Source organism: Actinocrinis sp. (assembly GCF_035650855.1).
Classification (GTDB): domain Bacteria; phylum Actinomycetota; class Actinomycetes; order Streptomycetales; family Catenulisporaceae; genus Actinocrinis.
Window position 1 is genome coordinate 1 of sequence record NZ_DASRGV010000384.1, and the last position, 14,277, is coordinate 14,277.

At 70.7% G+C, this 14,277-nt stretch carries 12 protein-coding genes; 6 read left to right on the forward strand and 6 right to left on the reverse strand.

The genetic code is table 11. From position 1 onward, the window contains the following. The 4 genes from VFB40_RS26985 to VFB40_RS27000 form a co-directional block, all read right to left on the reverse strand. Positions 1-3,810: carboxypeptidase regulatory-like domain-containing protein (locus VFB40_RS26985; protein WP_324855577.1), on the reverse strand; the 3,810-nt coding region annotated here is incomplete at its 3' end. 153 nt (positions 3,811-3,963) lie between these two features. Further along, positions 3,964-4,623, reverse strand: a complete 660-nt coding sequence (locus VFB40_RS28840) for a DUF6114 domain-containing protein (RefSeq protein ID WP_324855579.1) — start codon at positions 4,621-4,623, stop codon at positions 3,964-3,966. A gap of 1 nt (position 4,624) precedes the next feature. After that, positions 4,625-5,278 (reverse strand): DUF6230 family protein, encoded by a 654-nt coding sequence (locus tag VFB40_RS26995; protein ID WP_324855582.1) that lies wholly within the window; start codon positions 5,276-5,278, stop codon positions 4,625-4,627. 259 nt (positions 5,279-5,537) lie between these two features. Next, positions 5,538-6,362, reverse strand: coding sequence for a TetR/AcrR family transcriptional regulator (locus tag VFB40_RS27000; protein ID WP_324855584.1), 825 nt, complete (start codon positions 6,360-6,362; stop codon positions 5,538-5,540). Positions 6,363-6,609: 247 nt separating this feature from the next. Here VFB40_RS27000 and VFB40_RS27005 point away from each other — a divergent pair, with 247 nt between their 5' ends. Both VFB40_RS27005 and VFB40_RS27010 read left to right on the forward strand, forming a co-directional pair. Continuing rightward, positions 6,610-7,596, forward strand: coding sequence for a hypothetical protein (locus tag VFB40_RS27005; protein WP_324855586.1), 987 nt, complete (start codon positions 6,610-6,612; stop codon positions 7,594-7,596). A 68-nt stretch (positions 7,597-7,664) separates the two neighbouring features. After that, the gene (locus VFB40_RS27010; RefSeq protein ID WP_324855588.1) at positions 7,665-8,318 is read left to right on the forward strand and encodes a hypothetical protein; all 654 of its coding nucleotides are present in this window, start codon (positions 7,665-7,667) and stop codon (positions 8,316-8,318) included. A gap of 137 nt (positions 8,319-8,455) precedes the next feature. On the opposite strand, the gene VFB40_RS27015 is transcribed toward VFB40_RS27010, so the two are convergent. Further along, positions 8,456-9,781 (reverse strand): MFS transporter, encoded by a 1,326-nt coding sequence (locus VFB40_RS27015; protein WP_324855590.1) that lies wholly within the window; start codon positions 9,779-9,781, stop codon positions 8,456-8,458. After that, positions 9,778-11,121, reverse strand: coding sequence for a GH1 family beta-glucosidase (locus tag VFB40_RS27020; protein WP_324855592.1), 1,344 nt, complete (start codon positions 11,119-11,121; stop codon positions 9,778-9,780). The genes VFB40_RS27015 and VFB40_RS27020 overlap by 4 nt, the downstream gene beginning before the upstream one ends. A 52-nt stretch (positions 11,122-11,173) precedes the next feature. Here VFB40_RS27020 and VFB40_RS27025 point away from each other — a divergent pair, with 52 nt between their 5' ends. The 4 genes from VFB40_RS27025 (at position 11,174) to VFB40_RS27040 (ending at position 14,258) form a co-directional block, all read left to right on the forward strand. Further along, positions 11,174-11,875, forward strand: coding sequence for a TetR/AcrR family transcriptional regulator (locus tag VFB40_RS27025; protein WP_324855594.1), 702 nt, complete (start codon positions 11,174-11,176; stop codon positions 11,873-11,875). 116 nt (positions 11,876-11,991) lie between these two features. Further along, the gene (locus VFB40_RS27030; protein WP_324855596.1) at positions 11,992-12,624 is read left to right on the forward strand and encodes a hypothetical protein; all 633 of its coding nucleotides are present in this window, start codon (positions 11,992-11,994) and stop codon (positions 12,622-12,624) included. A gap of 168 nt (positions 12,625-12,792) precedes the next feature. Next, the gene (locus VFB40_RS27035) at positions 12,793-13,710 is read left to right on the forward strand and encodes a DUF929 family protein (RefSeq protein WP_324855598.1); all 918 of its coding nucleotides are present in this window, start codon (positions 12,793-12,795) and stop codon (positions 13,708-13,710) included. After that, positions 13,707-14,258: a vitamin K epoxide reductase family protein gene (locus VFB40_RS27040; protein ID WP_324855599.1), complete on the forward strand. Its 552-nt coding sequence runs from the start codon at positions 13,707-13,709 to the stop codon at positions 14,256-14,258. The genes VFB40_RS27035 and VFB40_RS27040 overlap by 4 nt, the downstream gene beginning before the upstream one ends. The last annotated feature ends 19 nt before the right edge of the window (positions 14,259-14,277 follow it).

The window sequence follows — 14,277 nt, forward strand, 5'->3', positions numbered from 1 at the left end:
ATTGAGCGTGACGGTGATCGTCGCGGACTTGCCCGGGGCCACGGTGACCGAGGTCGCGCTCTCCGAGAGCCACGGCACGTCCGTGCTCCCGCCCTGGTCATAGCCGGGCAGCACGGCCGCGGTGTTCAGCGGAGCGCTCAGCGCGCCCTGCCCGCCGCCCACGGTGTAGAAGCCGAGCGCCCCGCCGAAGCGGTACGCCGCGGCGTTCGCGTTCGGCAGCGCGGTCCAGCTGTCCGAGGCCGGGTCGTACGCCCAGCCCTGGTTGGTCAGCACGCCGCCGGCCACGCCGTCCTGGACCAGCAGAAGGCCGTTGGCCGCGGTGTAAGCCGCGCCCCACACGCCGGTGGGCATGTCAGCCAGCTTTGTCCAGGTGTTCGCGGAGGGGTCGTAGACGTAGGTGTGCGTGCTGGTGTTGTTGCCGTCGGAACCGCCGGCGCAGTAGACCTTGCCGTTGATTGCGCCGCAGGCCAGCCACGAGGTCGACTCCGGATACGCGGCCGCGTTCGACCAGGTTCCGGCGCCGGCGTCGAGCACTGAGACGCTGGTCGAGCCGCAGGTGGAGGCGGTGCAGCCGCCGACGACGTACAGCTTGCCGTCGAGCACGGCGCTGCCGGAGCCGGCCAGCGGCGCGGACCAGGCCGGGCCGGTGGACCAGCTGTTGGCCGCCGGGTCGTACACCTCGGTCAGGCTGTCCGGATCACCCGTGGGGCCCCAGCCGCCGGCGACGTACAGCTTGCCGTCGACGAAGCCGTGCGCCGGGGTCTCGCGGGTGTCGGTCGCGCTGGCCTGCTGCGACCACGAGCCCGCGGTCGGGTCGTAGGCGTAGAGGGTCTTGGTGTCCTTCGCGCCATCGTATCCGAACCCTGAGTACAACTTGCCGTTGTAGGACTCGGCGAGGTTGTCCTGGATGGTGGTCGGGTAGTTCGCGATCGGCTGCCAGGCCGCGCCCGCGGTCGGGCTCGCCTTCGGTCCGATCGTGTTCTTGCCGGCTGCCGCGGCCTGGGCCTTGGCCTTCTTCACCGCGGCGGCCATGTCCGTCTTCGGGAAGTCGCCGCTGATCTTCTGCACCGGGGCCGCCGGGACGGACTGGATGGTGAAGCCGCCCGCGGCCTCGGCGAGGTCCAGAGTCGCGGGAGCGGTGCCGGTGTTCTTCACCGTCAGCGTCGAGGTTCCGGAGCCGCCCCAGGCCAGCGTCTTGCTGATGCTGGACGGGGTGACGGTGAGCCGGCCCGCCTTGAGGGAGAAGTCGGCCTCTGCGACACCGCCGTCCGGAACGGTGACGGTCTGGCTCGCCGTGGCGTAGTGCGCCTTCGCCGCGGTGGCGGTCACGCTGCCCGCCGGGGCGAACAGCCAGTAGAAGGCCCCTGACAAGGCGGGGTCCTGCGTCGCGGCCGAGGTCCCGGTCGCGGAGGTGCCGCTCGCGCCGACCGTGGCGCCCGGCAGCGCGGCGTGCGTGTTGGCGTCGGAGACCTGGCCGATCAGCAGGCCGCCCGAGACCGGGTCGCAGCTGGCGTTGCCGAGCAGGACGTCGTCCACCTCCCAGAAGTACGCCCAGGTGCCGGTGTAGTGGAAGCGGGCCTGGACCGCGCCCTTCCCGGCGGCCTGCGGCAGCGGGATGACCTGGTGCTGGCCGGAGACCGCGGTGGTGGTGGTGTGCCATACGTTCGTCCACGTCGCACCGCCGTCGGTGCTCACGTCGACGTCGGCGACCGAACCGGTGTACGGCTTGTAGTAGGTGTCGAACGACAACGCCGGGGCGCTGTTGCCGGTCAGATCGGTGACCGGGGTGGTCAGCAGCGAGTCCTGGCTGTTGCCGGCGCCGTAGAAGTCGCTGTCCACGATCGCGAAGCCGCCGCTGCCGCCGGTGAGGTTGCCGCGCGAGCCGGGGTCGGTGAACGCCCAGCCGCCGACCGTGTTGGCCGCGTTGGTGACGGTCCAGCCGGGCGGAACCGAGGTGGAGTCGAAGGAGGAGAAGGTGCCGTGGTTGTGCGTGACGTAGCCGGGCGCGGTGCACGCGGTCGCGTCGACGGGCACTGAGATGTTCTGGGTGACCGCGCTGGTTCCAACCACGACCTGCTGATCAGTCGGCTGATACCCCGGATACGCGGCGGTGACGTGAAGCGTGTACGTGGCGCCGACCGGGAGCTGGAGGGAGTACGCGCCGGTCTTCGGGTTCGTATACACCGGACCGCCCGGTGCGCCGTCCACCGTGATGGTGGCGTAGAGCGGCCAGCCCTTGCCCGAGCCGTCCTTGACCTTGCCGGTCACCGTCACGCGCGCCACGGCGGCCAGCGCGAAGTTCTCGGTCACCGTCTGCTTGTCGGCTACGGCGACTGAGGACACTGACGAGCTCGCGTAGCCGTAGTCGCTCGCCGTGACGGTGTACGTGCCCGGAGATACCGAGACCGAGTAGGTGCCGTCAGCGGCCGTATTCACCGAGGCGTCGCCCACCGTCACCTTCGCCCCGGCGATCGGCGCGCCGCTGGTCGAGTCGGTGACCGTGCCGCTCACGGTTCCGTGCGGGCCGCTGGTGAACGCGGCCAGGCCGTTCGGCGTGCCGAGGCCGGTCGGGCCGTCGTAGCCGGCGCCCGCCGTGCACAGGTAGGCCGGCGTGCAGGTCCCGTTGTCGCCGGTGGTGACGTCGTTGAGCGACGCCGGCGAGGCGTACGGGTAAGAGTTCGGATACGTCCCGCTGGCCGGTGCGCCGGCGTCGGCGTATACGGCCGCGATGATGGGGGAGGAGGCGCTGGTTCCGCCGTAGACGCCCCAGCCGCTCGCCTGATAGCTGTCGTACACTGCGACGCCCGTGACCGGGTCCGCGTCCGCGGCGACGTCCGCCTCCGCGCGCATATTGCAACCGGAGTCCTTCTGGAACGCCGGCTTGGGCTCGTAGAGCGAGCAGCCCGAGCCGGGACCGCCGTAGCTGTTGTTCCACACGGACTCGGACCAGCCGCGGGCGCTGGAGTCCTTGACCAGCGAGGTGCCGCCCACCGAGGTCACGTACTGCGAGGCCGCCGGATAGGAGACCCCGTACTCGCCGTCGCCGGAGCTGGCCACCACCGCGACGCCCGGGTGGTTGTAGTACGCGTCCAGCGTGGTCACCTCGGACGGGTCCTCGCCGCTGCCCGGAGTGGCGTTGTAGTCGCTGCCGTACGAGTTGGAGACGTACTGCGCGCCCAGCGCGACGGCCTCATCCACCGCCGCGCCGAGGTCGGAGCTGGCCGGGGTGTTCGCCTCGACCAGCAGGATGTGCGCCGCGGGCGCGACCGCGGAGACCATGTCGAGGTCCAGCGAGATCTCACCGGACCAGCTCGCGTTGGGGGTCGGATACGCGGTCCCGCCGGTCTGGTCGACCTTGCTGAAGCAGCCGTTCGCGCCCGTGCAGGCCGGCAGGCCGTACTGCGCCCGGTAGAGGGAGAGGTCCGATTCGGCGTTCGGGTCGTCGTAGGCGTCGACGATGGCGACCGTGGCGCCCGCGCCGCCCCCGGCCGGAAGTCCGTAGGCGCCGGCCAGGTCGGCCGGGCCGAATCCGGACGGCGTCGCGTTCGCCAGCAGGCCCTTGGCGCCCTTCACATCGGTGCGGCGCAACGCGAAGCAGGTGAACTGACCCTTCTTCGCCGGGGCGCACACCGGCGTGACCGACGCGGCCGGCTTCGCCTTCGCGCTCACGCCGGAGGAGACCGCGGCGGAGGCGGGAAGCGCGGTGGACAACGAGGCGATCGCCAGCGCGGCGACCGTCAGCGAGCTGGTCGAGACCAGCCTGCGGGATCTGGATCGGCGCGGTTGAGTGCGTAGCCCGAATATTCGCACTGTCGTGCTCCAAGCTCTCTTGTGGAGTGCCAGACTTGACCACCGGTTGTGGTCATGTCTGGACTCTTAGCCACGCTGAGCTTGGAAATACACGTTAAGACAGTGGCGTGTTCGCGCCAGGTAAACCAGGTTGACGCCTGCGCTCCCTCGCAATCAGACGCTCGCCGGATCAGCCTTCTTCTTTGCTCTCGCCCTGCGCTGGCGCACCGGGCCGCCGCCGCTGCGCGGCGCCCACCCGAAGGCGAGCGACCCGCCGACCACGCCGAGCAGCATGCCGATCAGGAAGCCGCCGAGGTTGGAGGTCAGCCACGTGCCCAGGGACAGCAGCACGGAGAGCACCGAGTAGAAGGTGCGCTGCGCCGGAGCGAACCACAGCAGCATGCCGCACAGGATCATCATCGCAGGCAGCAGATACCCGGCCAGGCCCTGCGGTCCCACGTGCAGGACGACGCCGAGCGGGGCCTTCTCGGTGAACAGGATCTCGCCGCCGCCGACGTTGATCAGCAGCCCACCCCAGAACGGGCGGGTGCGCCGCCAGTTCCGGAACGCGGTCCTGGCTCGGTGCCACCGCGAGCCGGCGGGCTGCGCCGCGGCCTCCTCAGCGGCCTGCGACGGTTCGAGCGCCGCCGTGTCCCCGCCGCCGCCGGGCGGCCCGGAAAGCGCGCCCTGCCACCACGCGCCCTCGGCGGACTGCGCGCTCTGCTCGCCGCCAGGCCCGCGGCCCGCGGCTTGTTCCGGTGCTGATGCGTCGGGGGCGGGCACCCCCGCCGGATCGAACCCGGCGGGGGTCTCGCCTGAAGCGGGCGGGGTCACGTCAGCAGCCGTTGCTCTGGAAGCTCATGCTCAGGCCCGGCAGGCTGAAGGCGCCGGCCGTGGTGGCGTAGTTGTCCTGCCGCAGGTTGTTGATGTCGACGGTCTTGGCCTGCTGGCCGAAGTCGCCGAGCAGCTCGGGCGGAGCGGCGATGCCGGGCACGTCGTTGAGCGTCGTCGCGTCGTTGCCGACCTCCAGGGAGTTGAAGGTCGCGTCGCCGGACAGCGCGTCGGAGTCGACGACCAGGTCGGTGCCGGTCACCGGGGTGCTGCCGCGGCCCGCGCGCAGGACCAGGTTGATCGCGCCGAGGTTCACGCTCTGGCAGAAGTTGTACAGCTTCGCCTGGCCGATCGCGGAGACCACCACGGTGGCCTGGCCGCCGGTGTCGGTCAGGTTCGGGCTGTTGGGGGCGGTGTTGTCGATCGCCCCCCACTGCTCGAAGCCGTCGCCGTGCAGGTGGTCCGCGGTCACGGTGAACGCGATGCCGGAGATGGAGAACTGGGCGGCGAGCACGCCCTGCGCGGTGAGCGCGACCAGCGCGCCGCCGGCCAGCGTGGCGGGGATCATCAGCGCCGCGAAGCGCTTGAGCCGCACCTTGCCCTGCGAGGGGTCCTCGGCTGGGCTCGGCGCGGGTGTTTCACTTTCGATGGTGGCCATGGACGGCTCCCTTTTCGCACGTCGTCGGGCGGGTTGTGGGACAGCTGCGCAGCGCGTTCGGGGCCAGTGGACTGTGTCGCAGAGCATTGGGTGGGTCGGTTGCGCGGCGCGGGCGGGACTCGTAGCACAGAGCGTTGCGAAACGGCGGTACGGACTCGTGGTTGCTTGTTCATCACCCCTCACCGCTCGAACGTGTGAGCGTGCTCAGCGGTGACCGGCTGAAGTTACCGCCGGGTAGGGCGCTGGTCAAGCTGTCTGGTCAGGGAACTGCTTTAAGGATCTTCGATTGCTGCGGCGCGCACGGGGCGACCGCCCGCGCCGCGGGCGGGGTGGCCCCGGTCTCGGCCGCGCCGGTGTGCTGCGGGCCGAGGAACGGGGTGAACAGGAAGTGCGCGAGCACCGGCAGCAGCTCGGGAAGCCCGGCCTCCCGGCCCGCCGCGACCTCGCGGTAGATCGTCGAGTACACCCCGCCGACCAGCGTGTCGACCAGGGTCTTGCGGGCCGCTGGGTCCGGCAGGCCGAGCGGCTGCGGCGCCTCGGCGAAGAAGCGGCCGAAGCGGGCCAGCAGCTCGGCGCGCTGGCGCCGGGCCGGCGGGCCGACCGCCTCGATCTCCACCACCGCCATCCTGGCGAAGGCGGGCACGCTGGCCAGCACCTCGAGCAGCACCCTGAGCCCGGCCAGCGTCGCCTCGCGCCAGCCCTCGTGCTGCTCGTAGGCGTGCTCCATCATCCGGAACATCACGTCGGTGCCGTGCCGGTAGGTGGCCAGGAAGGCGTCCTGCTTGCCGTCGAAGTGCACGTAGAAGGCCGGCCTGGTCACCCCGGCGGCCCGGCAGATGTCGGTCACCGAGGCATCGGCGTATCCGTGTTCCGCGACGGTGTGTACGAGCCCGTCGTAGAGCCGGTCGCGCTGGGTCGCGGCCACCTGCTCCGGCGACAGGCGGCTGGGGCCGCGCTTGATCGCCCGCTCGGGATCCCGGCCGTGCCGGGCGCCCGGAAGCGGCGCGCTCAGCGGTGGTGCGGTGGCCGGAGTGACTGAGGGGGCTGACGGGCCCAGCGGTGGGGCGTCGATCTTGGCAGACATCTGTTTCCCCTCCGCCCTTGACGATGAGACCTCGTCAGGATTATAACTCCCGAAGGTTTCGTTTCCAGCCTGTGTCGCAAAACTATTCAGGGCTCTGCGGCGGTCGCGCCGTAGTCTCCGGCCGTCATGCCGCCGCGAGCCTTCCCGCACTCAACGCACCCTTCCACGCGCCCGCGGCGTCGGGCTAGTCCTCGTCCGCGCCGCGGCGCCATCCACCCTCAGTCCCCAATCCGGGAGTGCGCCGAGCATGAGTACCCTGTCACCCGTCCCTGCGACCTTAGGCGCCTGCGATGCGGCCGCGCCGAACGGATCCCGCCGAAGCGGAAGGCTGCGCACCGCGGCCGCCGCCCTCGGCGCCGGATCGCTGCTCGCCGCGCTCGGCGCCGCGCCGGCCTCGGCCGCCTCCGCGCCCACCGGCCTCTACACCGGCATGGGCACCTGCCCGCTGTCCAGCTCCGCGTTGCAGGACCCGAACAACGGCGCGGTCGGCTGCGTCGTGGCCGTGGTCAACGGCGGCAGCTTCACCATCGGCAGCCACGTGGTCACCATCCCGGCCAGCTCGCCGGTCACCACCAAGTTCGGGGTCTACTGGCCGAACAACGGCCCGACCGCCACGTTCCCGGACGGCAACTCCACCGAGATCTTCTCCACCGTCGCGCCCACCGACGGCAAGGAGCTGACCGCGGCGCCGCTGGACGTCCCGATCCCCGGCATCGCCAACTTCTGGCCCGGCGTCACCAGCGCCATCACCCAGATCGAGCTGGCCGGGCCGATCACCGACTTCGCGCCGCTGGCCGCCGGCGAGTCCTACCCGGTGTTCAAGCTGCCGATCAAGCTGCACCTGGAGAACGCCTTCCTCGGCCCGAACTGCTACGTCGGCTCGAACAGCGCGCCGATCGTGCTGCAGCCGACCACCGGCACCACCACCCCGCCGCCGCCGAACAAGCCGATCACCGGCGACCCCGGCAGCATCAACTTCAACAACGACCCGAACGGCTTCAGCGACGCGATCGTCGGCTTCACCGGCGCCACCCTCGTGGACAACTCGCTGTCCGTCCCCGGGGCCAACGGCTGCGGCCCGCTCGGCGCCTTCAACTGGATCGTCAACCTGCTCTTCGGCCTGCCCTCCGCGGCCGGCAACAACACGGTGACCTTCACCGGGGTGAACACGACGCTCGCCGTCGACACCGACATCAAGGACCTGACCGGCGCGATCGCCGCGTCGGAGCAGTGACCGCGTCGAAGCAGTGACAGCGCGACAACCGCAAAACCCTCATACACGCAAAGGAGCGTGAACGTAATATGCGCAAGTACCTCGGTCTGGGCGCTGTGGCGGCTCTGGGTCTGGTGACCGCCTTCTCGGCGAGCCCGGCGAGCGCGGACAGCGTCGACGTGCTCACCACCGGCAGCGTCGGCGGCGCGAACGTGGCCGTCGGCGACGTCCTGCAGGCCGGCCTGACCAGCGGGACCACGGCGACCTTCCTCGACTCCACCGGCAAGGGCGTCACCTGCACCTCGGCCACCTTCGCCGCCACGGTCACCGACAACCCGGCGGCTCCCGGCGTCGCCTCGGAGTCCATCACCGGCCTGACCTTCAGCGGCTGCACCAGCAACATCTCCGGCGTCAAGAGCGTGAAGAGCATCACCATCGACAACCTGCCGTACTCGGCGACCGTCGACGACTCCTCCGACACGATCACGATCAGCGGCTCGGTGCACGCCACCATCTCGCTGGGCCTGGTCATCGGCAGCGCGACCTGCAAGTACACCGGCCCGACGGCCGGCGTGTCCGGCGCGGTCTCCACCACGGACGGCTCGCTGGCGTTCACCAACCAGGTGTTCAGCCGGGACACCGGCTCGTGGGCCGGCTGCCCGTCGCCGGAGAACTTCACCGCTTCCTTCAGCCCGGTGGTGGACACCACGGCCACCGGAAGCCCGTCGGTGTTCCTCAACTAGCTGAGACTCGCGAGCCCAGCGCTCGTGAACTGATGTACATCGCGAGGCGAATCGAGGGATAGAGTAGGTGCTCTGATCTACGGCATCGTTGGGGAACGGTGTCGTAGATCAGAGCTTTACTGTTCGTGCCAAGGTCTTCAATCCACCGTGCGGATCTTGCGGACCAGCACCGAACCGGCGACGGTGACCAGTGCGACCGCTATATACAGTGTCGAGTAGCCGCCGAGGTAGGTGACGATCGGCGCGGCCAGCGCGGGACCGAGCACCTGGGGCGCCGAGTTCGCGATGTTGATGATGCCCAGGTCCTTCGCGCGGTCCCGCGCGGTCGGCAGCACCTGGGTGATGAGCGCCTGATCCACCGAGAGATAGACGCCGAACCCTAGGCCGAGCACCGCGGCCGCGATGAGGGCGCCGTTCCAGGTCGGCCAGATCGCGAGCAGGATCGCGGCGCCGGCCATGACGTACCCTGACACGATCACCGACGGCTTGCGCCGCCCGCTGCGGTCGGAGTAGGCGCCGCCGACCACGACGGTGAGCACGGTGGTCACCGTGTACACCAGGATGAGGATCAGCAGGCCGTCCTCCGCCTTGCGGCCGGGGAAGTGCTGCGCGTAATGCACCTTGTCGCGCAGGAAGTACAGCAGGTACAGCGTCGCCAGCGCGTTGCCCAGCTGCACGAGGAACCTGGTCGCCCAGGCCCAGGCGAAGTCCGGGTTCTGCCTCGGGCTGAACCGGAACGAGCCGAGCAGCGACCGCGCCGAGAAGGGCGGCAGCTCCTCGCGCGGCACCTGTGGGTCCGGCCCGCGCAGCAGCAGCGGGACGACGGTGAGCACCACGATCGCCCCGGTGAACACGTACCCGGATATGGTTCCGGTCACCAGGGCGGTGACCGCAAGAACGCCGATGACGACGCCGACCGACTGGGTCAGCCCGATCCATCCGGAGACCACGCCGCGCTGACGCACCGGAACCCGGTCCGGAACCAGTGCGGTGATGCCGGCCTGCAGGGCGTTGAGACCCGCCTGCGCCACGCACCAGCCCAGCGTGACGCCGATGAGCGTGTGCTGCCCGGAAAGCAGGGCCAGGCCGGCGAATCCGAGCAGCGCGCCGCCGGCGATCCACGGCCTGCGTCGGCCGTACCGCGACCCCGTCGCGTCGGACAGCGCCCCGGCGACCGGCCCGGCCACCACCGCGACCAGCGCGCCGAACGCCGTGGCGATGCCCAGGTACGTGGTCTTCTTCGCGTCGTCGATGTCCTGCATCTGGTTCGGCAGCAGCACTTGGAGCGGCGCGAAGTAGCCGATCCACAGCCCCAGGTTCGCCAGCGAGAGCAGCGCGGTCCACCGGCCGGTGACCCGCGCGGCGGGGGATCCTGCGGGCGAGGGCTCCTCCGCAAGGTCGGAGAGCCCTGATACGCCGGGCGTGGTCGGCGAGTCGGGCGCCGCCCCCTCCCAGGTGGTCACCGCTGGGCCGCGATCTCGTCGCGCAGCCAGTGGAACGAGTCCTTCGGCACGCGGCGCTGGGTCGGGTAGTCGACGTAGGCCAGGCCGAAGCGCTGGCTGTAGCCCTCGGCCCATTCGAAGTTGTCGATCAGCGACCAGGTCAGGTACCCGCGCACGTCGACCCCGGCCTCGATCGCCTCGTGCAGCGCGCGCAGGTGCCCGGCGAGGAAGTCGATCCGCGCGGTGTCGTGCACCCGGTCGTCGTTGGTCAGCACGTCGTTCGTCGAGCAGCCGTTCTCGGTGATGTACACCGGCGGCAGCGCGGAACCGTAGCGGTCGCGCAGGCCGACCAGCAGGTCCCGCAGCCCGTCCGGCACGACCGGCCAGCCGAAGGCCGTCGTCGGCACGCCCTCGATCTGGTTCAGCGTGAACGGAAGCCCTTCGTTGCCCGCGGGATCGGCGTAACCGACGACGCTCGGCGTGTAGTAGTTGATCCCCAGCCCTTCCAGCGGCGCGCCGATCACCGCCAAATCGTCGTCCTCCACGAACGAGGGATACGCCTCGGGCCCGAGCGCGCTGAGATCCGGATACGTGCCGAGCAGCACCGGATCGTTGAACAGCCGGTTGTGCAGCGCGTCGTACACGGCGGCCGCGGCGACGTCGTGTTCGTCCTCGCTGGCGGGCCGGACCGGCGTGCAGTTGTTGGCGATCATGACGCCGAGGCCGCGATCGTGCAGCTGCCTGGCGGCCAGGCCGTGGGCGAGCAGCTGGTGATGTGCGACCGGGAGCGCGTCGAGCCCGAGCGTGCGGCCGGGGGCGTGCATGCCGAGCGCGTAACCGAGCGACATGTGGATGAATGGCTCGTTGAGCGTGATCCACAGCTTTACCCGGTCGCCGAGCCGATCCGCGACCAGCGCTGTGTACTCCGCGAAGCGGTACGCCGTCTGCCGGTTGAGCCATCCGCCCTCGTCCTCGAGGGCCTGCGGCAGGTCCCAGTGGAACAGCGTGGGCACCGGGGTGATCCCGCGCTCGGCGAGTGCGTCCACGAGTTGATCGTAGAAGTCCAAGCCGCGGGGGTTCGCCGCTCCGCTGCCGCTAGGCTGGATGCGTGGCCAGGCAATGGAGAACCGATACGCGTTCGCCCCGAGCTCGGCCAGCAGCCCGACGTCCTCGGGCCAGCGGTGGTAGTGGTCGGCCGCCACGTCCCCGGTGTCACCGTCCTTCGTGCGGCCTTCGGCGTGGGAGAAGGTGTCCCAGATGGACGGGCCGCGCCCATCCTCCGCGACGGCCCCCTCGATCTGGTAGGCGGCGGTGGACGCTCCCCACAGGAAGCCTTCCGGGAACCGCGGTAGCGATGACATCGAACACCCTTCTAACGTGAGTCCGATTCATGTTAGAGAAGGAAGTAACCCCATGCCAGAGGTCGAAGCAGCCGTGAAAGAGCCCATGCCCGCAGGCGGCGCGCCGGACGTCGGCCCCGTGCGCCGCCGGCCGGTGCAGCGTCGCAGCCTGGAGCGCTTCGAGCGGATGCTGGACGCCTGCGCGCAGCTGCTCGACGAGGTCGGGTACGACGAGCTGACCACCAGTCAGGTGGCCAAGCGCGCCGGGGTGCCGATCGGCACGCTCTACCAGTTCTTCGAGGGCAAGCAGGCGCTCGCCCGCGCGCTGGCCCGCCGCAACCTGGACCTGTTCCTGGACCGGCTGCACGCCAGGTTCGCCGCCGCGCCCGCCGTCGAGACCTGGGCCGACGCGGCCTCGGTGGTGGTGGCGGAGTTCGTGGCCATGAAGCGGGACGTGCCCGGCTTCGCCGTGGTCGACTTCGGCGACGCGCGCGCCGGCAAGGAGTTCCTGCTCGACGCGGAGCGCGCGATCGAGAACAACTGGCTGGTCGCGGAGCGGCTCAAGCAGCTTGGCGTCGAGGATCTCGGGCTGGCGGACGGCCCCGAGGTCGACCGCGCGCTGCTCGTCGCGGTCGAGGCGGCCGACAGCGTGCTGCGGCTGGCCTTCCGCTACCGCCCGGACGGCGATCCGGAGCTGATCGCCGAGGCCGACCTGGTGCTGCGCAGCTACCTCGGCACGCGGCTGGCGAGCCGGACCGACGAGGCGGATCGCTAGCGGGGCCGGAGCCGGCGTCGACACCGACTTCGGCGCCGGACGCGACGCCGCACCGGCACGTTCTCCGCGCGACGGTCCGTTCTTCGCAGCGGCGAGCTGTGGCAGCATGGGACGGGATGATTGAGCACCTGCTCGCGCGAGTGATACGTGCCGCGGCCCTGGCCGCGGTCTGCGTGCTGCTCGCAGCGGTCGGCCATGTGCTCGCCTCGCAGAAGGTCCTGCCGCAGAGCACGGTATTGCAGGCCTGGGGCGCGGCGCTGTGTATCGGCTGGTGCTTCGCGCGCCGCGAGCGCACGCTGCCTTCGATCGCCGCGTTCGTGCTGGGCGCGCAGGCCGTGCTCTACCTCTGGTTTCAGGCGGCGCAGATCCATGAGCCGGTGGTGCGTTGCGCCGCGGTGACCACGCTGCCGCCGGGGCTCACCGTGCCGGGCATGTGCGGGACCGCGGTGCCGGGCTGGGCGCAGACCGCCCTGATGGTCGGCTCACACGTCATCGCCGCGCTGATCTGCGCCTGGTGGCTGCGGCGCGGAGAGGCCGCGCTGTTCCTGCTCGGCCGCGTCGTGCTCGGCTTCGGCCGCACGTTGCTCTGCGGCCTGGCCGCGCTGCTGCGCGCATGCGACTTCGTTCCGTTCGCCGGGCCGCGGCGGGAGAGATTCGCGCGCGACCGCCGACGGCCGCGCCGGCTGCCGTCCGGCGCGTTGCAGCCGGTCGTGCGCAGAGGGCCGCCGGTAGGGCTCCGCACCGCCTGACCTCGCCCGCTTCCGAGCATCCGCCGGCGGCGGGCCGGCCGTGCGCCGCAACGCCGCCGTGTCCCCATCCTCCGCGGCCCGCGATCTAGCGCGGGCTCGGATACCGGCCTGACCCGGGCGTTCGCCCGCGCGGCTCCTCCTCCGCTCACTGCACTCGGGAGCCCAGTCATGAGTTCAACCCGTTCCACCCGCGCCACCCGCGAAGAACGACTACGCAAAGCCCAAGCCAAGATCGCCGTGCAGCGCGCGGCCGAACGCCGCCGTCGCAGGCTGCTGCTGGCCTCGGTGTCCGTCGTCGTCGTGCTCGCCGTGTTCCTCACCCTCGTCCTGGTGAAGGTGGCCGGCGGCGGCTCGAAAACCTCCGGCGGCGCGCCGGCCTCCGGCCTGTCCGCCGCCGCGACCGCCCAGGTCGTCGAGACCACCACGCACGTACCCGATTCGGTGCTCAACGCCATCGGACGCGGTACCACCAGCAACCCGCCCTCCAGCATCTCCGGTGCCTCGGCGCTTACCAGCGACGGCAAACCCGAGGTCGTGTACATGGGCTACGAATGGTGCCCTTACTGCGCCGCGCAGCGTTGGGCTCTGGTCGTCGCGCTTAGCCGCTTCGGAACGTTCAGCGGGCTCGGCCTCACGCAGTCGGCGAGCGATGACGTGTATGCGAGTACGCGTACCTTCACGTTCGCGAATGTGAAGTACAGCAGCCCTTATCTCGCCTTCACCGCCGTCGAGATGCAGGACGCGAACCGCAATCCGATGCAGACTCCGACCGCCGAGCAGCAGCACCTGCTCGCGGTCTACGACGAACCGCCGTACGTGTCGGCCAATGCTGCCGGCGGCATCCCGTTCGTCGACCTCGGCGGCAAGTACGTGATCAACGGCTCCAGCTACAGCCCGCAGGTCTTGGCCGGCCTGAGCTGGTCGCAGATCGCCGCCGCACTATCCGATCCGAACAGCGCCGTCGCCAAGGGCGTCAACGGCTCGGCCAACGTGCTCACCGCCGCATTGTGCAACCTGACGGGCCAACAGCCGTCGTCCGTGTGCTCATCGAAGGCGGTTACCGACGCGAAGGGCGCGCTGAAGTGACGGTCACTCAACGAACCAACATCCGCAACGGCACACGCACCGCAGCGCGCAAGAGCGTGCGTCCAGCCGCCGCGCAGAGCGTTCGCGCGCCCCGGTGGGCCGTCTTCGGCTCGCTGCTGACCGCGGCGGCCGGTCTCGGCGTGTCGATCTACCTGACGGTCGCGCACTACACGGCGACCGTCACCCTCGCCTGTCCGCAGACCGCGACCGTCAACTGCGAGAAGGTCACCTCCAGCCCGCAATCGCTGTTCCTCGGCCTGCCGGTCGCGGTGCTCGGCGTCGCGTACTTCGCCGTCATGCTGCTGCTTTGCTCGCCGGCGGCCTGGCGCGTCAGCGGGCCGGGACCGCTGGGCCGGCTTCGGTGGCTCAGGCCGCTGGCGGCGCTCGGCGGCGTCGGCTTCGTCGCCTGGCTCGTCTACGCCGAACTGTTCATCATCAACGCGATCTGCCTATGGTGCACGACGGTTCACGTGCTGACCTTCATCCTGTTCGGCTTCGTCACGCTCGGTGCAGCCGCCGCCGTCGAGAGCTCCGGCGGCAAGGACTAGCGGCTGGCGCCACGCGGCC